This window comes from Pseudomonas sp. R19M (genome assembly GCF_050312585.1).
Classification (GTDB): domain Bacteria; phylum Pseudomonadota; class Gammaproteobacteria; order Pseudomonadales; family Pseudomonadaceae; genus Aquipseudomonas; species Aquipseudomonas palleroniana.
In genome coordinates this window covers 39,970-60,919 of sequence record NZ_JBNPJV010000061.1, presented here as the reverse complement: position 1 = coordinate 60,919, position 20,950 = coordinate 39,970, and the positions used below count along the sequence as shown (strand labels likewise).

Annotated in this window: 21 protein-coding genes; 11 read left to right on the top strand and 10 right to left on the bottom strand. The window is 61.0% G+C overall.

Features of this window, described 5'->3' with window-relative positions; genetic code table 11:
• Positions 1-78: 78 nt before the first annotated feature.
• Positions 79-978, bottom strand: a complete 900-nt coding sequence (locus ACQRBT_RS12440; RefSeq protein ID WP_090368620.1) for a DMT family transporter — start codon at positions 976-978, stop codon at positions 79-81.
• A gap of 136 nt (positions 979-1,114) precedes the next feature.
• Here ACQRBT_RS12440 and ACQRBT_RS12435 point away from each other — a divergent pair, with 136 nt between their 5' ends.
• A complete protein-coding gene (locus tag ACQRBT_RS12435; protein WP_412046718.1) occupies positions 1,115-1,990 on the top strand; it encodes a helix-turn-helix domain-containing protein in 876 nt (291 codons plus the stop codon).
• Here ACQRBT_RS12435 and ACQRBT_RS12430 read toward each other — a convergent pair.
• The 7 genes from ACQRBT_RS12430 to ACQRBT_RS12400 all read right to left on the bottom strand — a co-directional run bounded on the left by ACQRBT_RS12430 (position 1,987) and on the right by ACQRBT_RS12400 (position 11,674).
• Entirely contained in the window at positions 1,987-4,482 is a 2,496-nt protein-coding gene (locus ACQRBT_RS12430; RefSeq protein ID WP_412046717.1) for a LuxR C-terminal-related transcriptional regulator, read from the bottom strand. The genes ACQRBT_RS12435 and ACQRBT_RS12430 overlap by 4 nt on opposite strands.
• Positions 4,483-4,647: 165 nt before the next feature.
• On the bottom strand, positions 4,648-6,006 hold the full coding sequence (locus ACQRBT_RS12425; RefSeq protein ID WP_412046716.1) for a DUF1329 domain-containing protein: 1,359 nt from the start codon (positions 6,004-6,006) through the stop codon (positions 4,648-4,650).
• 27 nt (positions 6,007-6,033) lie between these two features.
• Complete coding sequence (locus ACQRBT_RS12420) at positions 6,034-7,824, bottom strand: DUF1302 domain-containing protein (RefSeq protein WP_244385101.1); 1,791 nt, start codon at positions 7,822-7,824, stop codon at positions 6,034-6,036.
• Between the two features lie 482 nt (positions 7,825-8,306).
• The gene (locus tag ACQRBT_RS12415) at positions 8,307-9,218 is read right to left on the bottom strand and encodes an SDR family oxidoreductase (RefSeq protein ID WP_411984842.1); all 912 of its coding nucleotides are present in this window, start codon (positions 9,216-9,218) and stop codon (positions 8,307-8,309) included.
• Positions 9,219-9,337: 119 nt separating this feature from the next.
• Positions 9,338-10,240, bottom strand: a complete 903-nt coding sequence (locus ACQRBT_RS12410) for an alpha/beta fold hydrolase (RefSeq protein WP_198762552.1) — start codon at positions 10,238-10,240, stop codon at positions 9,338-9,340.
• Positions 10,240-11,022 carry a class II aldolase/adducin family protein gene (locus ACQRBT_RS12405; RefSeq protein WP_104994782.1) on the bottom strand — a complete coding sequence of 261 codons (783 nt, stop codon included), beginning with the start codon at positions 11,020-11,022 and terminating at the stop codon, positions 10,240-10,242. The genes ACQRBT_RS12410 and ACQRBT_RS12405 overlap by 1 nt, the downstream gene beginning before the upstream one ends.
• Positions 11,023-11,218: 196 nt before the next feature.
• Positions 11,219-11,674, bottom strand: coding sequence for a flavodoxin (locus ACQRBT_RS12400; protein WP_060754378.1), 456 nt, complete (start codon positions 11,672-11,674; stop codon positions 11,219-11,221).
• Positions 11,675-11,802: 128 nt separating this feature from the next.
• Here ACQRBT_RS12400 and ACQRBT_RS12395 point away from each other — a divergent pair, with 128 nt between their 5' ends.
• Complete coding sequence (locus ACQRBT_RS12395) at positions 11,803-12,270, top strand: PAS domain-containing protein (RefSeq protein WP_060754379.1); 468 nt, start codon at positions 11,803-11,805, stop codon at positions 12,268-12,270.
• A 58-nt stretch (positions 12,271-12,328) separates the two neighbouring features.
• Entirely contained in the window at positions 12,329-12,934 is a 606-nt protein-coding gene (locus ACQRBT_RS12390; RefSeq protein WP_060754380.1) for a hypothetical protein, read from the top strand.
• A 2-nt stretch (positions 12,935-12,936) separates the two neighbouring features.
• Here the strand turns inward: ACQRBT_RS12390 and ACQRBT_RS12385 are convergent, their stop codons facing one another.
• Positions 12,937-13,896 (bottom strand): MerR family transcriptional regulator, encoded by a 960-nt coding sequence (locus ACQRBT_RS12385; protein WP_104994783.1) that lies wholly within the window; start codon positions 13,894-13,896, stop codon positions 12,937-12,939.
• 212 nt (positions 13,897-14,108) lie between these two features.
• Here ACQRBT_RS12385 and ACQRBT_RS12380 point away from each other — a divergent pair, with 212 nt between their 5' ends.
• From ACQRBT_RS12380 to ACQRBT_RS12355, 6 genes are all read left to right on the top strand, one after another.
• Entirely contained in the window at positions 14,109-14,666 is a 558-nt protein-coding gene (locus ACQRBT_RS12380) for an antibiotic biosynthesis monooxygenase (protein ID WP_104994784.1), read from the top strand.
• A gap of 57 nt (positions 14,667-14,723) precedes the next feature.
• Entirely contained in the window at positions 14,724-15,434 is a 711-nt protein-coding gene (folM, locus tag ACQRBT_RS12375) for a dihydromonapterin reductase (RefSeq protein ID WP_104994785.1), read from the top strand.
• A 20-nt stretch (positions 15,435-15,454) separates the two neighbouring features.
• Positions 15,455-16,015, top strand: a complete 561-nt coding sequence (gene folE / locus ACQRBT_RS12370; RefSeq protein WP_090368599.1) for a GTP cyclohydrolase I FolE — start codon at positions 15,455-15,457, stop codon at positions 16,013-16,015.
• Positions 16,016-16,017: 2 nt separating this feature from the next.
• The gene (gene folX / locus ACQRBT_RS12365) at positions 16,018-16,389 is read left to right on the top strand and encodes a dihydroneopterin triphosphate 2'-epimerase (RefSeq protein ID WP_003194073.1); all 372 of its coding nucleotides are present in this window, start codon (positions 16,018-16,020) and stop codon (positions 16,387-16,389) included.
• Positions 16,390-16,473: 84 nt separating this feature from the next.
• The gene (locus ACQRBT_RS12360) at positions 16,474-16,770 is read left to right on the top strand and encodes a DUF1244 domain-containing protein (RefSeq protein ID WP_060754384.1); all 297 of its coding nucleotides are present in this window, start codon (positions 16,474-16,476) and stop codon (positions 16,768-16,770) included.
• The gene (locus tag ACQRBT_RS12355) at positions 16,763-17,104 is read left to right on the top strand and encodes a HopJ type III effector protein (protein ID WP_104994786.1); all 342 of its coding nucleotides are present in this window, start codon (positions 16,763-16,765) and stop codon (positions 17,102-17,104) included. The genes ACQRBT_RS12360 and ACQRBT_RS12355 overlap by 8 nt, the downstream gene beginning before the upstream one ends.
• A gap of 201 nt (positions 17,105-17,305) precedes the next feature.
• Here ACQRBT_RS12355 and trxB read toward each other — a convergent pair whose 3' ends face one another.
• A complete protein-coding gene (trxB, locus tag ACQRBT_RS12350; protein ID WP_104994787.1) occupies positions 17,306-18,268 on the bottom strand; it encodes a thioredoxin-disulfide reductase in 963 nt (320 codons plus the stop codon).
• A 282-nt stretch (positions 18,269-18,550) separates the two neighbouring features.
• Between trxB and cysZ the strand changes: the two genes are divergently transcribed.
• The gene (gene cysZ / locus ACQRBT_RS12345; protein WP_060754386.1) at positions 18,551-19,315 is read left to right on the top strand and encodes a sulfate transporter CysZ; all 765 of its coding nucleotides are present in this window, start codon (positions 18,551-18,553) and stop codon (positions 19,313-19,315) included.
• A gap of 54 nt (positions 19,316-19,369) precedes the next feature.
• The gene (locus tag ACQRBT_RS12340) at positions 19,370-20,569 is read left to right on the top strand and encodes a glycosyltransferase family 4 protein (RefSeq protein ID WP_104994803.1); all 1,200 of its coding nucleotides are present in this window, start codon (positions 19,370-19,372) and stop codon (positions 20,567-20,569) included.
• The last annotated feature ends 381 nt before the right edge of the window (positions 20,570-20,950 follow it).

Sequence of the window (20,950 nt, the reverse complement as noted above, 5' to 3'; positions counted from 1 at the left end):
GCGGTATTTCAGGAGGACCGAGGTGCCTGGGTTTGGGGCGGCTGCGCCCCCCAGCGCGGGGCAAGCCCGCTCACTACTTCAAGCAGTGGCGCGCGCTGGAGTCAATGTCGGCTTGGGCTTTCTGAATACCAGCACATTGCCCAACATCACCAGCACCAACCCCATCAGCGCCGGCGCGGTCCATTGATAGCCCTCGGCAAACGCCGACACGTTCAGCGCCACCACCGGGAACAGCACCGTGCAATACGCCGCGCGCTCCGGCCCCATGCGGCCGACCAGCGTGAGGTAGGCGGTAAAGCCGATCACCGAACCTGGAATCACCAGGTACCCCAGCGCGCCGATGTAACGTGCACTCCAATCCATATCGAAAGGGATACCGCGCACGGCACAGTAGGTCGCCAGCATCGCCGAGCCATACGCCATGCCCCAGGCATTGGTGGTCAACGGCTTGAGCCCGGCCTTTTGCTGCAGGCTCGACAACATATTGCCCGCCGAAAAACACATCGTGCCGAGCAACGCCAGGCCCAGGCCGAGCAAGGTCTGCGGGCTGGCGGTATGCCCGACCAGCTCCGGCCAGAACAGCAGGCCCAGGCCCAGTAACCCCAGCGCGCCGCCCATCAATACGTTACGCGCGACCCGTTGGCCGAAGAACACCCGGGCATTCAAGGCGTTCCACAGCGTGGCCGTGGAAAACACCACCGCCACCAACCCGCTGGGAATCCACTGGCTGGCGGTGAGAAAACACATGAAGTTGACGCAGAACAGGCACACCCCCTGGGCCAGGCAAATCAGGTGTCCGCGCCGGTTCATCACCTGCAGCTTGCGGCTGAGCAGCAACAGCGCGAACAACACCAACGCCGCCAGGCCGAAGCGATAGACGATCGACACCGGAATCGCCACTACACCCAACTGCCATTTGAGGGCGATCCAGGTGGTGCCCCAGATCAGCACCGTAAGTAAATACAGGAAAAGGTTCATAGCGGGCTCCGTCGATTGAGCCACAGTGTCGCCGCCTCCCTGGCAACTGCGCTTGCACATTCTTGCGCTTTTGTCGGGCGGTGGGATCACAGCGCCGATCGCCCGGAGTAGGATGCAAGGCGTCGGAGAACACACCATGCCAACCCTGGAATCGCTGCAGGTCTTTCAGTCCCTTAACCGCTCGCCCAACGCACGCCTGGAAGCCTGCGCCGAGCTCGGTGACGGTTTGTCCGCGGCCTTGTGGAGCAACCACCACGATGCCCAGGATTACCAGGCGCCCGACCATCACACCTTGTCTTGCTACATCGGCGGCGGCACCGGCACGTTTCGGCGTGACCAGCCGGGCACCAAGGGCGGGCCTGACAAGCTGTGCATCCTGCCCGCCGAGCATCAGTCGGCCTGGGTGATCAACGGCGAAATTCGCCTGGCCCATGTGTATTTCAGCGCGGAGCAATTTGCCCTGGGCTGCGTCACCTTGCTTGACCGTGAGCCACGCGCGCTGCAACTGCGCGAAAGCACCTTCCTGGAAGATGCCGCCCAGGCCCGCCGCTTTCACCACTTGATCGCCCTGAACTGGCATGAGCCCGGCGAACGCCTGCTGACCAGCAGCCTGGCCCATGAAATGCTCAGTCACACCCTGCTCAGCCAGGTTGGCGCACGCGACGGGCTGCGGTTGAAAGGCGGGCTGGCGGCCCATCAGCGCCGGCTGTTGATCGAGTACATCGACCAGCATCTGCAAGACCCGATCAGCCTGGGCCAGTTGGCCGGGCTGTGTGCGCTGTCGGAATACCATTTTGCGCGGATGTTCCGCCAGAGTTTCGGCCTGCCGCCCCATCAGTATCTCTTGGCGCGACGCCTGGCGCGTGCGCAAGCCCTTCTGCGCGGCGGCGGGTTGCCCTTGGGTGAGATCGCCTGGATGTGCGGCTTCTCCAGCGCCAGCCACTTCACCCATCGTTTTCGCCAGGCCCTGGGCGCCACGCCCGGTGAATACCGCCAGGCCTTGCGCAGCTAGGCCATCAAGCCCAAGGTCTTGGCCTTGGCCACCGCTTGGGTTCGTCGTTCCACGCCCAGTTTGCTATGGATACGCCGGGCATGGGTCTTGACGGTGTGCAGGGAAATAAACAGTCGGTCGGCGATTTCCAGGTTGGAGTTGCCCAGGGCGATCAACTGCAACACTTCCAGCTCACGCTGACTCAGGGGATTGTCCGCCGCGCCCGCTGGTGACACTGGCGTCTCCAGGCCCAATTCGCTCAACAGCCCAGGCGAGCGCAAACGCAGCTCGCGCAGCGCCTGCTGCACCTGGCAACGCTGCGCCAGGGCCTGCCCGGTTTGCAACGCATGGCGGGCCAGGGCCGGGTCGCCCAACTGCCAGGCCACCTCACCCAGCACCAGGTGCAATTCGGTTTCCAGGCACAGCATGCCGCGCTGGCGAGTGGTCTCGAGCAGCGCATTGAGGCGTGCGATAGGTTGATCGGCGCACCCCAGCTTGACCTCGGCCAGCACCAGCAGGTACTCCAGGCGCGGCACCAGTTCCAGGGTGGCCGGCGGCGCCTGGCGGGCCTGGGGGCCACGAAAGTGACGCAATACCCGACGCACCGCCTCTACCGTCAGTTCGGCACGCCCCTGCTGCAACCAGAAATGCCCGCTGACCAACAACAGCACGGCGCGGTAGACCGTGTCCGGCACATGGCGTTGCTGCATCAGCCGTTCTGCGTCACGCAACTGGATAAAGGCCTGGGCGTAATCGCCATGGTTGGCCGCCAGCAACGCCAAGCCGAGAAATCCATACAGCACGCGCTTGTCGTGGCTGTGCAGGCACAGGTTCAACCCTTCGGTGAAACACTCGGTCGCCAGCACGTCATGCCCTTGGCGCAACGCCAGGTGCCCACGTCGCAGGGCGATACGCCCGGCCAGTGGCCCGGCCTTGAGCCGCTGGCGAACCAGCATGGCCTGTACCGTCTCCAGCAGGCTCTGGGCCCGATAGGGCGCACCGCGCTGCTCCAGCAATTGAGCGTGGTCCAGCTCAAGCAGGGCCTCCAGGATCAGCGAGCCATGGGCACGGGCCAGGCACAGGGCTTCACGATTCAAGGCTTGAGCCACGTCCAGTTCGCCGCGCAGCAAGGCTTGCTGGGTCAGGCCCGACAGGCACATCAGGCGTGAGGTCCAAGCGCTGCCGGGCAAGGCTTGCAGGGCTTCCAGAAAATGCCCGCGGGAGCGCTCGGCATCGCCGCCCAAATGCAACAGCCAGCCCCATTGGGCCTGCCAGCGGGCCAGCAAATGGCACTGTTGCGCCGCCGTCGGCTGCGGCGTAAACCGTGCGAGTTGGTCGATACACAGGCCTGCTTGTTCAAAGCGGCCGGCAAACAGCAAGGCAGCCGTCATCAGCCCGACCCGTTGCGCCGAGCCCAACATCAATTCATCCCCGTGCTGCTCATGCAGGCGCAACAACAGCACGGCGTTTTCCCCGCGGAACAAATCCTCGAAACTGAAATGCTGCAACAGGCTGACCGCCACTTCGTACTCTTCGGCCAGCAGCGCCTGTTCAAACGCGGCTTGCCAGTCGCTTTCTGCGCTGAACCACTGGCAGGCGCGCCGATGCCAGGAGCGCTTGGCCGGCCAGGGCGTCTCACGCAGCAGTCGCGCCAAAGGCGGGAATACCTGCAGCCAGTCCGGGGTGTCTTCCCAGGGCTGGATAAACGCACCGAGGGCCTGCAACTCGCGCAGGTAGCGGTCACCGTCACCGAAGCCGAACAGGTGCTCACACAACCCCGGATTGAAGCGTGGCATGTGGGCCAGCACGCGCCAGGCTTCGGCCAATTCAGCAGGCAGGGTGCTGAATAGCTCATGTTGCAGGTAGTCGAGCAAGGTCTTGTCGGGATGACCGTCGCCAAGCAAGGCGATGCGCACCCCAGCGCACCATCCGCCACTGAACTGCATCACACGCTCGAGGGTCGGCCCGTCGCCGAGTAACCGCTGGATTTCCGCTGGGCTGAACAGCAGCTCGTGGCACTCCCACAGTTCATCGTCGAGCAGCAGGCGTGGCCAGTTGCACGCTGGGCGCCGCCGTACGCCCAGCCACCAAGTGAGTGCCGGGCTGGCGGCGCTGAGCAGGCGGTCAAGCAAGGCGTCCAGTTCGGGCGCGGGCACACGGCAAAAATCATCGAGGAACACCCAACCCGGCGGCTGCCAGCGGCCAAGGTCGAGCAACAAGGTAGCTTCGTCGCTAAAGGGCAGGCCCAGGTTCTGCGCCAACCGCCGGCAGAACTCCAAGGGTGTGAGCGCGGCGCCATTGAGGGGCAGCCAATAGACCTGGCAGCCTGTCGGCGCCTGCAAGGCACACTCGGCCAGCAGCGCACTTTTGCCGCTGCCACCGGGCGCGCACAGCAGCTTCACCCGGGCCGACGCGGCCAGCAACGGCTCGGCCAGGCGTGGTCGCAACAGATGATGGGCGGACAGCCGGGGCATGAATCCAGGACGGTCCAGGCAGCGTGTCATGGCAGTCATTGCTGCATCCTGCTTTTTTATTGTTATGCGATCTGGGGCCTACCCTAGTCCTGTGGTGAGGGGTTATTGAAGAAGTATTCAGCACACTGATTGACGGGCATGCATAAAACCCAATGTGGGAGGGGTTTGCCCCCTCCCACATTTTTATTGCGTTTCAAACAGGCATTATCGAACGCCCTCGGACCTCAACGCCGCCGGAGTGTAATCCGCAGCCTTGGCCGCAAAGCCGAACACGAAGCTGCTCTTCTCCTCGTTCTTCATGCCCAAGGCGATGTAGCGCCCGGCGATGATGTCGTACAGGGTTTCCACGGTATAGGCCGGCACCTGGTGGTCGTAGTAGAACTGCGCATGGCCTTCGGCGACACGCCACAGCTGGCCACGGCCGTCATAGTGGTCCACCAGTGCGACTTGCCAACTGTCTTCGTCGATGTACATGTGGCGCTTGGCGTAGATATGCCGCTCACTCGGCTTGACGGTGCCGACCACTTCCCACACGCGGTGCAGTTCGTAGCGGGTGAGGTCCTGGTTGATGTGCCCGGCCTTGATGATGTCGTCGTACTTAAGGGTCGGCGAATCAAGCTTGTAGCTGTTGTAGGGGATGTACATCTCTTTTTTGCCGATCAGCTTCCAGTCATAACGATCGGGAGCGCCGGAGAACATGTCGAAGTTGTCGGTGGTACGCAGGCCGTCGGAGGCCGTGCCCGGGCCGTCATAGGACACCTGCGGTGCACGCCGCACGCGGCGCTGGCCGGCGTTGTAGATCCAGGCCAGGCGCGGTTCCTTCACCTGGTCGAGAGTTTCGTGCACCAGCAGCACGTTGCCCGCCAGGCGCGCCGGCGCGGTCACCGACTGCTTGAAGAAGCTCAGCACGTTGGCCGCTTTGGCCGGGTCGATATCCGGAATCGCTTGGGGTACCGCCACCTCTTCCTCGAAGCGTATCGGCGTGTAGCTGCCGTTGGTCTGCGGGGTGGCCTGGGTGATGATGCGCTTGAGGTTACCGCCGTGGTAACGGGTGATGTGGTTCCACAGCACTTCCACGCCGTTCTTGGGGATCGGGAACGCGTAGTAACGGTTGCCGGTGAAGTTCTCCAGGCCGTTGCCGTCGTTGATGGTGTGTACGTTCAGCGCGCTGCGCTTGATCGACTCATAGATCTCCGGTGGCAGGTTGACCGTACGGTGGCTGGGGTACACCGGGATCTTGTAGGTTTCGGGGTAGCGCTTGAACATCGCCACCTGGCCATCGGAGAGTTTGTCCTTGTACTTGTCCACCGTCGCTGCGGTGATCACGAACAGCGGTTTTTCACTGGCGAACGGGTCGGCCAGGAAGCCCTTGCTGTCCACCGCTCCGGCATTTTTCGGGATGCCGCCGGTCCAGGCCGGGATCGAGCCATCGGCGTTGCCGGCTTTCTCGGCGCCGACCGGGGTCAGAGTGGTGCCCAGCTTGGCGGCTTCTTCAGGCGACACCGCCGCCATCACGTTGGCGGCCAATACACTCAGCGCCATCACTGCAAATAGCTTACGCATAGGTTCTTGTCCTTCCTTAAAACCAGATCAGAAGTTCACGCCGAAGCTGAGGGCGATAAAGTCGCGGTCGGTCAGGGTGTTGTAGTCGCCACCAAAGAAGTCGGTGTAGCTGAGGCTGGCGGTATAGGTGTTGCGGTAGTCCGCATCCACGCCGACGCTGATCGCCTTGGCGCCTTCGTTGAAAATGCCGTTGGGGCCGTAGCCACTGACGTCATGGGACCACGACAGGTTGGGCTTGAGGTTCACCCCGGCGAACACGTTGTTGTAGTCCAGGATCGCCCGGGCGCGGTAACCCCAGGAGTTGGCGGTGACGAAACCGTCGGTATCGCCCTGGAACCCGTAGGCACCGAACACTGAGTCGCGGCCATAGCGCAGCTTGGTTTTGGCTTCCAGGCCGCCGACGTGCACGAACGCCGCCTCACCCACCAGGGTCAGGCGTTCGGCGCCCAGCACCTGGTCGAAGAACTGGGTCATGGTGCTTTGGATCTGGGTGATTTCCTTGCGGCGATAGCCTGAGTTGTCAGAGCCGAACGAGCTGCGGATCGGCGAAGCGGTATTACCGGCAATCGGGTTGACCAACGCCAGGGTCAAATCGGTGGTGTTGAGTTGCACCGGTGCGTTGGGGCGATAGCTGATCTCTCCGGTCCAGGCGGTGCCGGTGGGCAGGGTGGTGGAGAAGCTGGCGCCGTACAGGCGGATGTCTTCCGGGTAGTCGAGGTAATACTGGCCGCGACCGAGCATGGTGCTCTGGGCCAGCCCCGCGCCGGAGCCGGGGGCAATCGCGTTGGCAGCATTGGCGATACGCCCGATGGTCGCCAGGCTGGTGTTGGCGGTAATCGTTCCCACGGTGGGCGTACGGCTGTGGTAGTTCATGAAGTACAGGCCGTATTCGGTGTCATCCCCCAGCCAGCGCAACGCCGCGCCGAACTGGCCGCCATCGCGGGCTTCGCGGTCTTTGGCACGCTGCACCACCACGCCTTCGCGGGTGACCTGGAAGCCCTGGCCGAACGCCGCCGCCACCGGCTGCAACGGCGCGATCGCCGGGCTGCCGACGGTGTAGTTGTTGTTGCAGCCATGGGCAACCACGTCGTTGCCGAAGAAGGTGCCGCAGTTATCCACCACGGTGTTTTCCCAGTTCAACTGGTAGAAGCCTTCCACCGACAGTTGATTGGTCAGGCTCTGGGAAGCGAACAGCATGTTGACCGGGATCAGCCCTTCCTTGATTTCAGCGCCCGGACGGCGAAAGGCCGAGACGTCGATGGGGTTGATGCTGTTGATCGAGTTACCGATAAACGTACTCTCGCCCCAGCTCACCACCTGTTTACCGACGCGCACAGCGCCCGGCAGGTCGCCGATGGAGTAGTTGTGATACACGAAGGCATCAAGCAACTCATAGCCGGAAGAGCGCGCGCCTTCGTCGCGGTGGTTGTTGCTGATCGGCTTGAATTCGCGGTCTTCGTCTTGCAGTTCGAAGTCGTACCAGTACTTGCCGCGCACGAACACGCCGCTGTCGCCGTACTTGAGCTCCAGGTCGTGAATGCCCTTGAAAATCTTGGAGAAGGTTTCGCCCTTTTTGAAGTTCAGCCGCCCGTCATCCCCCGTGGACGCCTGCCCCGTCCCACCGTTGGAAACGCCGACCAGCTTCTTGTCGGCATCGCGCATGCCCCAGCTGGCGCCGACCGACAGCGAAGAATCGAATTGCCCTTCGACCTCGCCAATATTGAACGAAACCGCCTGGGCCTGGGCACAGCAGCCCAGTGCAACCGCTACGGCGAGCGCCTGTGGCGTGAAGATGGCGCGCATTGTTGTTTTTGTCATGCGTCTTCCCCGGTGAGTGACAGAAGGCTCCACCCTACTGCCGCTCGCCAGGAGGGATAAGCGCACCAAGGAGGTATTCGCGTTGTCGCTCGAAAGGATGAACAGGCGCTCTGGCCGGGCTGCGGGCAGGGCCATGGATCGGGTAGATGACCCGTTATCAGAGGGATGGATGGCACACCGACAACTGTTGCCAATCCGGTAACAGTCCTTGTCCCGATCCGCAATTACTCATTTCGTTACAACGGATTATTCTAAGCGGGCTTTCAGGGCAAACCGCCCGCTCCCACCTTCGGGAGAAAAGTCTGATTTCAACGGATTGGCTAATATATTCAATCTGTTACAGGTGTTCACCGACGTTGATTTATCGCTCCTTGATCCAACGTCTTACTTCGGCCGCTGCTTTTGCAGCGGCCTTTTTTATGCCCCCAATAAAACGGGGCGCCCTCAGCGCCCCGTTGGATTGTATATTTTTCGAACAACGATCAGAGGCTGAACTTCTGCAAGTTGGCCATCATCTCTTTCAAGGCTTCGATATTGTCCTTGGGGTGTGCGGCGCCTTCAAAGTCGCAGATCTGCGCCCAGTGCGCCGCGACATCCTCGGGTGAGAAGCCGGCGTCGGGGTCAAAGCCCACCCCGAGGCTGCGCTCCCAGCGGGTTTTGCCGATCCAACCGCCCCCCACTTCGAACAACCCGGCCGTTTCCTGGCAGGCCTCGCTGCCCAAGTACACCACCAGCGGGCTGACCAGCTCCGGCTTGAGGCGCTCGAACACCTGCGGCGGGATCAGCCCTTCGGTCATGCGCGTGCCGCCGGTGGGGGCAATGGCATTGACCAGGATACTGTTCTTGCGCCCTTCCAGCGCCAGGGTGCGGGTCAAGCCATACAAACCCAACTTGGCCATGCCGTAGTTGGACTGGCCGAAGTTGCCATAGATACCCGAAGTGGAGGCGGTGAAAATCACCCGCCCGTAGCCTTGTTCACGCAGATGCGGCCAGGCGGCGCGGGTGACTTTATAGGCACCTTCGACATGCACCCGATACACCAGGTCCCAATCGCTGTCGTCCATTTTATGGAAGGTCTTGTCGCGCAGGATGCCGGCGTTATTCACCACCACGTCGATGCGGCCGAAGACGTCGAGGGCATTCTGTACGATCTTGTCACCGTCGGTGACGGAGTCATGGTTGGCTTCGGCAATACCCCCTGCCGCACGGATTTCAGCCACCACCCGATCAGCCGCCGAGGCATTGGCGCCTTCGCCCTGGGCCGAGCCGCCCAGGTCATTGACCAATACTCTGGCCCCATGTGCAGCGAACAGCAGCGCATGGGCCCGGCCCAACCCACCGCCGGCACCGGTGACGATCACGACCTTATCCTGGAACTGCACTGATTCACTCATACCGAACTCCGCTGGCGACAATGGGCAATGGACTGAGTGTCAGGCACCCAGCCTCTGGTCACAATAAAGTCGGCCGGGGCTGAATGGTGCGCGATAAGGCAGCGGGATGATTGCGCCGCTCAGGAATAGGCCGCACGCGACTCAGACGGGCCAATACGCTCGCGAAACGCCAAATAGTGTTTGAGCACCTGTACGGGGGCTTCGATCTGCGGATAGTGGCCGATGTTGGCCAGCAACACCGTATCGGCATGGGGCACCAACTGCTCATAACGCGCCACCATGTGGGCGCCGGAGATGGGATCGACCTCGCCGTCGATCACGCGCAGGGGCACCTCGCCACGTTGCATCGCGCCCACCCAGCGCTCACGCAGGCGGCGGCGCTGCGGGATGTAGGCGATCAGCTTGTGCAGGATACGCGGGCCGTCGTTGCAGTTGAGCAGGCTCCAGAAATCATCCAGCACGCTTTCACTGGGCCGTGTGTGTGGGCCGAAAATCTGGTTGAAGCTGTTGGCCATCGCATTGCGTCCAAAGGCACGGCCGATCATCCAGCCAAGGGGGCTGAGCAACAATTTCTGCACCAGGGCCGGGCGGTGGGTTTCCGGGAACAGCCCGCCATTGAGGAACACGCAGCTGGCCATCTGAAACCGACCTTCGTAGTGGCGGGCGAGCAATTCCTGGGCGACGCTGTCGCCATAGTCATGCGCCAACACATGCACGGGTTGCTCTATTCCCAAGTGTTCGAGCAATGCCTGCTGCAGATCCGCCTGCTCCAACAGGCAATAGTCGTGGTCCAGGGGTTTGGCCGAATCGCCAAAGCCCAGCATGTCGCAGGCGATCACCAGGTTGCGCTGCGCCAGGGGCTGCCACAGGTAATGCCAGTCCCAGCTACCGGTGGGGAAGCCATGGATCATCAAGAGCGGTTCGCCCTGCCCGGCCACCCAATAACGAATCGAGTAGCCACGAAAGACGAACTCCTGGCTACGTTTGCGCCAGGCTCTGAGGGGGATTTCGGCAAGAGGCATCAGCTTTTATACCCAGGGTCCTGCAGGTCCAATTTACGCAACAAGGCCGGCCAGGCCAGTGCACCGCCCATACCTTGTGCGCTCTTTGTGACAGCTGCCACCATCGCCTTGGCCCCGGCAAGGATCTGCGGCTCGATGGCAATCAATTCGGCGCCGCCGTTTTGCGCCAGGACCTGGATATCGCAGGCGCGCTGGAAGGTGAACATCATCAGGAAGGTGTCGGCAATGCTGCTGCCGCAGGTGAGCAGACCGTGGTTGTGCAGCATCAGGAAATTGTTCTCGCCCAGGTCGGCCTGCAGGCGGGCCTTTTCCTCGTGGTTCAGCGCCACACCTTCATAGGCGTGATACGCCAGGCTCGACAGCACGAACAACGATTGCTGGCTGATGGGCAACACGCCCTGCTTCTGCGCAGCGACGGCAACACCGGCCGCAGTGTGGGTGTGCAACACGCACACCACGTCGTGGCGCACTTCATGAATGGCACTGTGGATGGTGTAGCCCGCGGGGTTGATCTCGTAGGGACTGTCCATCCGCTTGTTGCCGGCCTGGTCGACTTTGACCAGGCTCGACGCGGTGATTTCGTGGAACATCAGCCCGTACGGGTTGATCAGGAAATCATCGGTGCCCGGCACCTTGGCCGAAATATGCGTGAAGATCAGATCATCCCAGCCATGCAACGCCACCAGGCGATAGCAAGCCGCAAGGTCGACACGGGTCTGCCATTCGGCAGCGCTGACCTGATCTTTGACATTCTGTGGCGCTTGAACAGGGGCTAGGCTCACGGCAACGACCTCCTTGGTGCATTTCTTATTATTTTTTGAGTGAGGGGCCAGTCTAGTCAGGCGTCGTGGCGTGCGGAGTCGCCTTGCCAGCCAGCTTGATGACTGAACGAGTCAGCCATGAGAATAGTACAAGTCGTGTCAGAGAACCGCCGCCAATAAAGGCGCGGCGGACGCTGGCATTGTTGCGCGCTTGCGATCAGCCGCGCAGTGCGATGATCAACTCGGCCAACCACGGTTCGGCGTCGGCTTCCGGGGTCACGCTTTCGCTGGCGTCCAGGCGCAGCATCGGCAGTACCTCACGTACGCCCAGTTCGCCGAACAGCTCGCGCATTTGCTCGCCACCGCCGCAGAAGGTGTCGCCGTAACTGGCATCGCCCAGGCCGATCACGGCACCGGGCAGGCCACGCCAGGCCGCCGGCAGTTGGTCACGGATGCTCGAATACAGGGGTTGCAGGTTGTCGGGCAATTCCCCCATGCCGGTGGTAGAGGTCACCGCCAGAAACGCCTGGGGGGCAAACGCCTGCACATCGGCCAGGGTGGCGCGAGGGTTGTGCCAGGCTTCAAAACCGGCCGCGTTGAGGATGCCGACGGCGTGGCGGGCGACTTCTTCAGCCGTGCCGTACACCGAGCCGGAAAGGATGGCGACTTTCATCAATCTGATCCTGTCATTGAGCGAAAGCGTGGGATATTAGCAGTAGGCGCAAATTTTTCAGCGCGCCACGTGCAACATTCAAGACTTGCCATAAACTCCAAACTCCAGAACACGCCACGGACCGCTCGATGATTAACGCCAAGCTGATGCAAATGGTGGTCAACGCTTCCAACGACGGTATCGTCGTCGCCGAACGCGAAGGCAAGGACAAGCCGCTGATCTACGTCAACCCGGCGTTCGAACGCCTGACCGGCTACGCGCTGGACGACATCCTGTATCAGGACTGCCGTTTCCTGCAGTCGGGTGACCGCGACCAACCCGCCCTGATGGCCATTCGCGAAGCCCTCGACAGCGGCGGTGCCTGCCGCGAAATCCTGCGCAACTACCGCAAGGACGGCACCCACTTCTGGAACGAGTTGTCGCTTTCCACGGTGTACAACGAAGCGGATAAGCAGACCTACTTCGTCGGTGTGCAAAAAGACGTCACCACCCAAGTCAAAGCCCAGCAGCGCGTGACACAGCTGGAGGCCGAAGTGGCCGAGCTTAAACGCGAGCTGGCGGCGCTCAAGGCGACGAGTGGATTTAACAAACTGTAAAAAATGCAGTCTTTAGAGCGATAATGGCTTTTTAATGCCTCACCCTTGAGCTACATCAATGCACCGCGACGCTCTCTTGACGCAGGACGAACTGGATTTCATCCAAGATATGCAACATAACCCGCAACTCAACTTGCGGGATGCCGGGTCGAGCCTGACCGTCAATGGCGGTGCACAGATCCGCGATTTGCTCACGCGGCTGGCCGCCCATGACCATGTCACCATCCAGGCGCAGTTCGACAACCAGCAGCTCACCTTTCCCCTGCAATTGGTTGAAGACGAGTTTCATGCGGTGCATCTGCGCCTGGGCGTGCCGAGCATTTTCGAAGATGGGCCGATGGTCCGCCCCTGGCGCCTGGCCCTTGAAGCACCGGTGCCGCTGGAAAACGTACGCGGTAACCCGGGAGCGCTCTGGGTACATGAGGTGTCATTCAAGGGTGTGCTGGTGGAGTTTCGTGGCCGGGCCAAGCCGCCGAAAACCTTTTCCCTGTGGTTCAGCCCGTCAGGTTACGAACGCATTGCCTTGCGTGGCGCGCTGGAGCGGGAAACCGCCCGGGGCTTGTTCGCTTATCGCTTGAACCAGAGTAACGCGGATGAAATCGAGCGCTTGCGCCAGTTCATCCTGCATCAGCATCGCCTGGTCCACCCCCACGTACATGCCTGACTTCAGGTATCCAACTGCCCGTTGAGGAACTGCTGCAAGCGGCGCTGCATCAAGCGCCCTTCGTTGCCCAGGCAGCCGATGGAGGAGCCTGCGAGGTCGTCTTCGGCCAGTTCCGAAGCCGCACCGGCCAGAAACAGCGGGCAATCGAGCGTCAACGCCAACCGGTTCAGGCGCTTGTGCAGGTCATGCCGCTGTGAATGGTTGGAGAAGACAACGAGCGCGCGCGGATGGGTCTTCTCACAGATCAGTGTCAACTCATCAAAAGGCTGGCCCATCGCGAGCACCTTGATGGCCAGGTCATCACGACTGATCAGTAATGCCGCGACCAGCAACTCCAATTTACGACACTCGCCGGGAATCGCGGCCATCACCACCCGCGGCGCAGAAGAGGCGCAGGCCACCTGCAGGCGCTGCAGGGCCTGCACGCGCAGGAAGGCATCGTAGAACAGCCATTCGCTGGCCTGACCGAACTGGTTCTGATGATGCAGCAGCTCGCCCCAAAGCGGCATCAGGATGTTCTGGAACGCCACACTGAGGGGGTAGGTGCCCACGATTTGACCATACAGCTGCTCCAGCACGCGATCGTCGAAAACACTGACGGCCTGCATCAGGCGTGCCTGCCATTGCGACCATTCTGCGTTTTCGACCGTGCCCTGCTCGGAACGTACGACTTTTTCCTGCTGCTCGTCACGCGCAAGGATCTTGCCCACCTTGCTCACTGCCACACCGCGTTCAACCCAATCGAGAATGCGATGAACGGTTTCAATATCGCTCCTGGAGTAGAGCCGATGCCCACTTTCGGTGCGTGTGGGCTGAATCAGGCCATAACGGCGCTCCCAGGCGCGCAGCGTGACTGGATTGATGCCTGTCAATCTCGAGACTTCACGAATCGGAAACAGCTGATCTGAATCGGTCGGATCTAGAAGCGAAGTGCTATCTATCGGAGCAGTATTCACGGGCATTTTGAACAAAAACCAACGGTAACTGGGCGTTCATTTAACGCCTTTAGAACTGTCTTTTTCAAGGTGTGTGCCCTTCAGACCAATGTCACTGGCGCATTTTTGCAAAACAGGAATAATCCTTGCCTGTTTTTTCCACGTGGCTGCACTACCCCCGCAGCTTCGTTCGTGCGCGACCTACCCGGTGCTGCGCACCCGTTATCTGGAGATACACAATGTCTACCTCCCCCGTTACCTTGATGGTCGCGCGTCGCGTGGCCAAAGGACGCTACGAAGAATTGATGGCCTGGCTGCGCGAAGGCGAGCAACTGGCCACCGACTTCCCGGGTTACCTGGGCTCCGGCGTACTGGCCCCGCCACCCAACGATGACGAATTTCAGATCATCTTCCGCTTCGCCGACGAAAAAACCCTGCATGCCTGGGAGTTCTCCGCTTCGCGCAGTGCCTGGCTGAGCCGTGGCAGCGAGCTGTTTGCCGACCCGTCCGAACATCGCGTCAGAGGTATTGACGGCTGGTTCGGCGCCGCGGGCGCACGCCCTCCCCGCTGGAAACAGGCGGTGGCTATCTGGCTGGCGTTTTTCCCGGTGTCACTGCTGTTCAATTTCGGCCTTGGGCCATTGCTCAGCGAGCTGGACCTGTTCAGCCGCGTGCTGGTCAGCACGGCCGCACTCACGCCATTGATGGTTTACTGCTTTATTCCGTTGTCGACCCACCTGCTGGCAAACTGGCTACATCCCACGCCACCGCGCAAGGCCGCTGAAGCCGCCGCGTGAGTACAGGGGGGCCGGTCGCTGGTATCATTTCAACCTGCCAGCGATTTGAGTCCCCCCATGACTGCAACCAACGCCCCGATCCTGATCACCGGCGCCAGCCAGCGCGTCGGCCTGCACTGCGCCGAGCGCCTGCTGGATGACGGTTACCCGGTGATGTTCAGCTACCGCAGCGAGCGCGAAGGCATCCAGACGTTGCGCGAGCGTGGCGCGATCGGCCTGTTTGCCGATTTTTCCAGCGAAGCCGGGATTCTTGCGTTTATCACGCAGTTGAAGACTCACACCGACAGCCTGCGTGCGATCGTCCACAACGCCTCGGCATGGATCGCGGAGACGCCGGGCGATGAAAGCCGCGCCTTGCAGGACATGTTCAGCGTGCACATGCTTGCGCCCTACCTGATCAACCTGCATTGTTCAGCGTTGCTGCAGCGCTCGACGCCTGCCGATATCGTGCATATCAGTGATGATGTGGTGCGCAAGGGCAGTCGCCAGCACATTGCCTACTGCGCCACCAAGGCCGGGCTCGACAGCCTGACGCTGTCGTTTGCCGCGCAGTTCGCGCCGCTGATCAAGGTCAACGGCATCGCCCCGGCAATGGTAATGTTCAACGAGGACGACGACGCCGCCTACCGCGCCAAGGTGTTGGCCAAGTCCGCTCTGGGCATCGAACCCGGGCCGCAGGTGATCTACCAGAGCCTGCGTTACCTGCTGGACAACCCCTATGTCACCGGAACCACCCTGACCGTCAACGGTGGGCGGCATATCAAGTAAGCCGTTTTTGAGGATGTCGTATGACCTTATCCCTGCCCCACCATTACCGCGAGATCCTCAAGGGCCTGGGCGAAGACCCGCAGCGCGAAGGCTTGCTCGACACGCCCAAGCGCGCCGCCAAGGCCATGCAGTACCTGTGTCACGGCTACGAGCAGAACCTGGACGAGATCGTCAATGGCGCACTGTTCGCGTCCGATAACGACGAGATGGTGATCCTCAAGGACATCGAGCTGTATTCACTCTGCGAGCACCACCTGCTGCCCTTTATCGGCAAGGCCCATGTGGCCTATATTCCAACCGGCAAGGTGCTCGGCCTGTCGAAGCTGGCGCGCATTGTCGACATGTATGCGCGGCGCCTGCAGATCCAGGAAAACCTCACGCGGCAAATTGCCGACGCGATCCAGCAGGTCACCCAGGCCGCCGGCGTGGCGGTGGTGATCGAAGCCAAGCACATGTGCATGATGATGCGCGGTGTGGAGAAACAGAACTCAACCATGAACACTTCGGTGATGCTCGGCGCGTTCCGCGAGTCGAACACCACGCGCATGGAGTTCCTGCAACTGATTGGACGGAGCAAATAGCAATGCCACAACTTCAACCAGGCATGGCGCGCATCCGGGTCAAGGACCTGTGCCTGCGCACATTTATCGGTATCAACGAGGACGAAATCCTCAACAAGCAGGATGTGCTGATCAACCTGACGATCCTGTATGCCGCCCAGGAAGCCGTGCGTGACAACGACATCGACCACGCGCTGAACTACCGCACCATCACCAAGGCCATCATCGCCCACGTCGAAGGCAATCGCTTCGCCTTGCTGGAGCGCCTCACTCAGGAGTTGCTGGACCTGGTGATGAGTAACGAATCGGTGCTGTATGCCGAAGTCGAAGTGGACAAGCCGCATGCGCTGCGTTTTGCCGAATCGGTGTCGATAACGTTAGCTGCAAGCCGTTAGCGACAAGCGACAAGCTAAAAGCCAACCCCATTCCAACTTGCAGCTTGAAGCTTAACCGCTGACAGCTGTCTCAAAGAGACCCCCATGACCGATCAACAACGTCTCGAACTCGAAGCCGCCGCCTTCCGCCGTTTGGTGGCCCATCTGGACAGCCGCAAGGACGTGCAGAACATCGACCTGATGAACCTCGCCGGCTTCTGCCGTAACTGCCTGTCAAAGTGGTACAAGGCCGAGGCTGACGAGCGCCGGATCGAGCTGAGCCTCGATGACGCCCGGGAAGTGGTGTACGGCATGCCGTATGCCGAGTGGAAAGCCCAATACCAGAAAGAAGCCAACGCCGACCAACAAGCGGCGTTCGCCAAAGGAAAACCCCATGACTGATTTGAATACCCTGCGTGCCAGCCTCAACAGCGGCGAACATGCTTTTGCCGATACCTTGGCGTTTGTCGCTGCCGGTTATGACTACCAGCCGCAAGCGTTCACCAACGGCAACGTGGAAAACGCGGCCGGGCAGAACGAAGGGTCGTGCAAGACGCTGGGTTTGGCCCTGCTGGAAGGCTTGAGCGATCAGGAAGCACTGCTGGCATTTGGTGAGCATTACCGCTCGGTGGTGGCGACGCCTGAGGGCAGCGACCATGGCAACATCCGTGCATTGATCACCAACGGCTTGGCCGGTGTGAAGTTCAGCGCGCAGCCACTGACTCGCCGCGCCTGAGTCAGGCGTTAAGCAAAATATGGGAGGGGACAAGCCCTAATGCCAGTCAGTTAAGCGATAGAGCGGACGATGGTTAACATGTGGGAGGGGGCTTGCTCCCGATGTGCCGCGAAGCGGCCCCAGCTTTGGGTTTGAAAAGCTGGGCCTGCTGCGCAGGCCATCGGGAGCAAGCCCCCTCCTACATTGGTTTTGCGGCGTTGGTTAGAACGAGGCGTTCTGCAAGCCGTCGAGGTAGCGCTCGGCATCCAGGGCCGCCATGCAACCGGCACCGGCCGAGGTGATGGCCTGGCGGTACACGTGGTCGGCCACGTCACCGGCAGCGAAGATACCTTCAATGTTGGTCGCAGTCGCATTGCCTTCACGGCCGCCTTGCACCACCAGGTAGCCATCTTTGGCTTCGAGCACGCCTTCGAACAACGAAGTGTTCGGCGTATGGCCGATGGCAATGAACACGCCGTCGACTTTCAGCTCGTCGAAGCTGCCGTCGTTGTTCTTCAAGCGCGCACCGGTCACGCCCATGTTGTCGCCCAAGACTTCGTCCAGGGTGGCGTTGAGCTTGAGGATGATCTTGCCTTCAGCGACACGGGCATGCAGCTTGTCGATCAGGATTTTCTCGGCGCGGAAGGTTTCACGGCGGTGAATCAGGGTCACGGTGCTGGCGATGTTGGCCAGGTACAGCGCCTCCTCAACGGCCGTGTTCCCGCCGCCGACAACGGCGACCGGTTTATTGCGATAAAAGAAACCGTCGCAGGTCGCGCAGGCGGAAACGCCTTTGCCCATGAACGCTTCTTCGGACGGCAGGCCCAGGTAACGGGCGCTGGCGCCAGTGGCGATGATCAAGGCGTCACAGGTGTAGACACCGCTGTCGCCGGTCAGGCTGTAAGGCTTCTTGGAAAAATCGACCTGGTTGATGTGATCGAACACGATCTCGGTTTCAAAACGCTCGGCGTGTTCTTTCATCCGCTCCATCAGCGCCGGGCCGGTCAGGCCGTGGACATCGCCCGGCCAGTTGTCGACTTCAGTGGTGGTGGTCAACTGACCGCCCGCCTGCATGCCGGTGATCAGCAGCGGCTTGAGGTTGGCCCGGGCAGCGTAGACGGCAGCGCTGTAACCGGCAGGGCCGGAACCGAGAATAATCACTCGCGAATGACGGGTATCAGACATGACTCACTCCTGTCGACCGCCCGGACAACAAGGCGGCTGGAATAAAAAAGGACCGCGAAGCACTTGGGGAAGGCTTGAACTCGCAGGCCCTGAAAAATAATGGGTGCAGCGTATCGAGGGGGGCAAGATTAAGGAAATACGGAATAACAATCCAGCTCATAGGTGGTCTCTATGCAGTCGACTCGGTTGATCGAGACGTTTGTTACTGCTGATGTCGCCGCTTTCGCCCAACCGGCAAAGCCGGTAAGGTCGGCGCGTTTGTCCCACTGCTCGGAGTTCTCCATGCCCGCCCCTGCTCTTTCCGGCCCGCAATACCTGCGCGAGGGCCTCAAACTGGTGTTGAGCCCCGGCCTGCGCCTGTTTGTGCTGCTGCCGCTGGCAATCAACCTGGTGCTGTTCGTCGGCTTGATCTATTTCGCCGGCCATCAGTTCAGCCTGTGGGTCGATAGCCTGATGCCGACGCTGCCCAGTTGGTTGAGCTTCCTCAGCTATATTTTGTGGCCGCTTTTCGTGGTGCTGGTGGTGTTGATGGTGTTTTTTACCTTCACCATGCTCGCCAATATCATCGCGGCACCGTTCAACGGTTTTCTCGCAGAAAAAGTTGAAGTGGTGGTGCGTGGCACCGATGACTTCCCGCCGTTCAGTTGGGGTGAGCTGGCCGCGATGGTGCCGCGCACCCTGGCTCGTGAGATGCGCAAACTGGGCTACTTCCTGCCACGCGCCATCGGCTTGTTTATCCTGTCGTTCATCCCGGTGGTCAACCTGATCGCGGCGCCGTTGTGGCTGCTGTTCGGTGTGTGGATGATGGCGATCCAATACATCGACTACCCGGCCGACAACCACAAGCTGGGCTGGAACGAAATGCTCGCCTGGCTGCGCCAGAAGCGCTGGCAGAGCATGAGCTTCGGCGGCATCGTCTATCTGGTGTTGCTGGTGCCGGTGGTCAACCTGCTGATGATGCCGGCGGCCGTGGCCGGGGCCACGTTGTTCTGGGTACGCGAGCAAGGCGCCGAGGCGATGACGCGGCAAAACATGGCCAAGTCATAAATCCATCATCCCAATGACACAATGACGACATGGCCCGCAGAGACACTGTGGGTCATGACGACAGCCTCGCTTCACATCACCTTAATTACCGAAACCTTCCCGCCGGAAATCAACGGGGTGGCCAATACCCTTGGCCGCCTGTGCGAGGGGTTGCGCGCGCGCGGCCATCAAGTCGAGCTGGTACGCCCTCGCCAGGGCGCCGACCAGAGCCGCCCCAACGACGACCAACTGCTGCTGTGCCGCGGCTGGCCGCTGCCGGGTTACCCGGGCCTGCAGTGGGGCCAGTCGTCGATGCACAAATTGCTGCGGCGCTGGACGCGCCAACGTCCCGATGTGCTGTATATCGCCACGGAAGGGCCGTTGGGGCTATCGGCCCTGCGTGCGGCACGGCGCCTGGGTATCAGTGTGGTCAGCGGTTTCCACACCAATTTCCAGCAGTATTCGAACCAATATGGCTTGAGCATGCTGAGCCGCATGGTCACCCATTATCTGCGCTGGTTTCATAACCGCTCGACCTTGACCCTGGTGCCGAGCGCTAGCCAACGCCTGGAGTTGGAACGCCGCAATTTCGAACGCCTGGGAATGCTGGCGCGCGGGGTCGACAGCCAATTGTTCCACCCGGCCAAACGCGATAACACACTGCGTGAAAGCTGGGCGTTGAACAGTGAACAGATCGCCGTATTACATGTAGGTCGCCTGGCCCAGGAAAAAAACCTGGGGCTGCTAAAACGTTGTTTCGAAACCCTGCAAGACAGGTATCCACTGCACCAGATGAAACTGATCATCGTCGGTGATGGCCCGCAGCGCGCAGCGATGGAAAAAGCACTGCCCGAGGCGATTTTCTGCGGTACTTTGCGCGGTGAAGAATTGGCCCGGCATTACGCGTCGGGCGACCTATTCCTGTTCCCCAGCCTGACCGAAACCTTCGGCAACGTTGTGCTGGAGGCCATGGCTTCAGGGTTGGGGGTAGTGGCATACGATCAGGCGGCGGCGACCCAGCACATCCGCCACGGCTACAACGGTGTGACTGCGATGCCGGGGGATGAAGAAGCCTTCTGCGATGCCGCCAACTGGTTGCTTGAAGAGCGCGAGACCTTGCGCAGGGTGCGCCTGAATGCGCGTCAGCATGCCAGTCGCCAAGGCTGGCCAGCCATTATCGAGCAATTCGAGAACCAGTTACGTGGTGTGTGCGCGCAGGGTTTTACCCCATCCAAACCCGCCACACCTGCACTGAACGATCTGCGAGTGCCGTAAGTCGGTTCACCACGCCTCCCGGCACGCCCCCTAAAACCGGTTCCAATCTTCGCAATCGTCTCTGCGTACCCCCCGAATCACCGAGCTACAACGGCATATTTCGGGAACGTCGCGCTGCCAGTCACCACCCACATGACACCTGCTATCGAAGGTGTTTTCCTGTTGGATCACCCCGAATCAGGCAGGTATTTCTCACGAAAAATTGATAGAGAGCGTTATGTCGACACTGATCAATGGGCCAATGGCTCCGCAATTGCTGCACCACAACACGCAGACCCAGAACACTGCACAGGCTCCCGAATTGAGGCGATCCGGCGGCGGATATGAAATGGCGATGTATGGAAAGGAAACCCCGCCCAATTGGGGCCAACCACGGCCTGA

Coding starts and splice junctions, on each gene's coding strand:
- ACQRBT_RS12440 (WP_090368620.1), bottom strand. CDS start 978: ATGAACCTTTTCCTGTATTTACTTACGGTGCTGATCTGGGGCACCACC.
- ACQRBT_RS12435 (WP_412046718.1), top strand. CDS start 1,115: ATGCCAACCCTGGAATCGCTGCAGGTCTTTCAGTCCCTTAACCGCTCG.
- ACQRBT_RS12430 (WP_412046717.1), bottom strand. CDS start 4,482: ATGACTGCCATGACACGCTGCCTGGACCGTCCTGGATTCATGCCCCGG.
- ACQRBT_RS12425 (WP_412046716.1), bottom strand. CDS start 6,006: ATGCGTAAGCTATTTGCAGTGATGGCGCTGAGTGTATTGGCCGCCAAC.
- ACQRBT_RS12420 (WP_244385101.1), bottom strand. CDS start 7,824: ATGACAAAAACAACAATGCGCGCCATCTTCACGCCACAGGCGCTCGCC.
- ACQRBT_RS12415 (WP_411984842.1), bottom strand. CDS start 9,218: ATGAGTGAATCAGTGCAGTTCCAGGATAAGGTCGTGATCGTCACCGGT.
- ACQRBT_RS12410 (WP_198762552.1), bottom strand. CDS start 10,240: ATGCCTCTTGCCGAAATCCCCCTCAGAGCCTGGCGCAAACGTAGCCAG.
- ACQRBT_RS12400 (WP_060754378.1), bottom strand. CDS start 11,674: ATGAAAGTCGCCATCCTTTCCGGCTCGGTGTACGGCACGGCTGAAGAA.
- ACQRBT_RS12395 (WP_060754379.1), top strand. CDS start 11,803: ATGATTAACGCCAAGCTGATGCAAATGGTGGTCAACGCTTCCAACGAC.
- ACQRBT_RS12390 (WP_060754380.1), top strand. CDS start 12,329: ATGCACCGCGACGCTCTCTTGACGCAGGACGAACTGGATTTCATCCAA.
- ACQRBT_RS12385 (WP_104994783.1), bottom strand. CDS start 13,896: ATGCCCGTGAATACTGCTCCGATAGATAGCACTTCGCTTCTAGATCCG.
- ACQRBT_RS12380 (WP_104994784.1), top strand. CDS start 14,109: ATGTCTACCTCCCCCGTTACCTTGATGGTCGCGCGTCGCGTGGCCAAA.
- folM (WP_104994785.1), top strand. CDS start 14,724: ATGACTGCAACCAACGCCCCGATCCTGATCACCGGCGCCAGCCAGCGC.
- folE (WP_090368599.1), top strand. CDS start 15,455: ATGACCTTATCCCTGCCCCACCATTACCGCGAGATCCTCAAGGGCCTG.
- folX (WP_003194073.1), top strand. CDS start 16,018: ATGCCACAACTTCAACCAGGCATGGCGCGCATCCGGGTCAAGGACCTG.
- ACQRBT_RS12360 (WP_060754384.1), top strand. CDS start 16,474: ATGACCGATCAACAACGTCTCGAACTCGAAGCCGCCGCCTTCCGCCGT.
- ACQRBT_RS12355 (WP_104994786.1), top strand. CDS start 16,763: ATGACTGATTTGAATACCCTGCGTGCCAGCCTCAACAGCGGCGAACAT.
- trxB (WP_104994787.1), bottom strand. CDS start 18,268: ATGTCTGATACCCGTCATTCGCGAGTGATTATTCTCGGTTCCGGCCCT.
- cysZ (WP_060754386.1), top strand. CDS start 18,551: ATGCCCGCCCCTGCTCTTTCCGGCCCGCAATACCTGCGCGAGGGCCTC.
- ACQRBT_RS12340 (WP_104994803.1), top strand. CDS start 19,370: ATGACGACAGCCTCGCTTCACATCACCTTAATTACCGAAACCTTCCCG.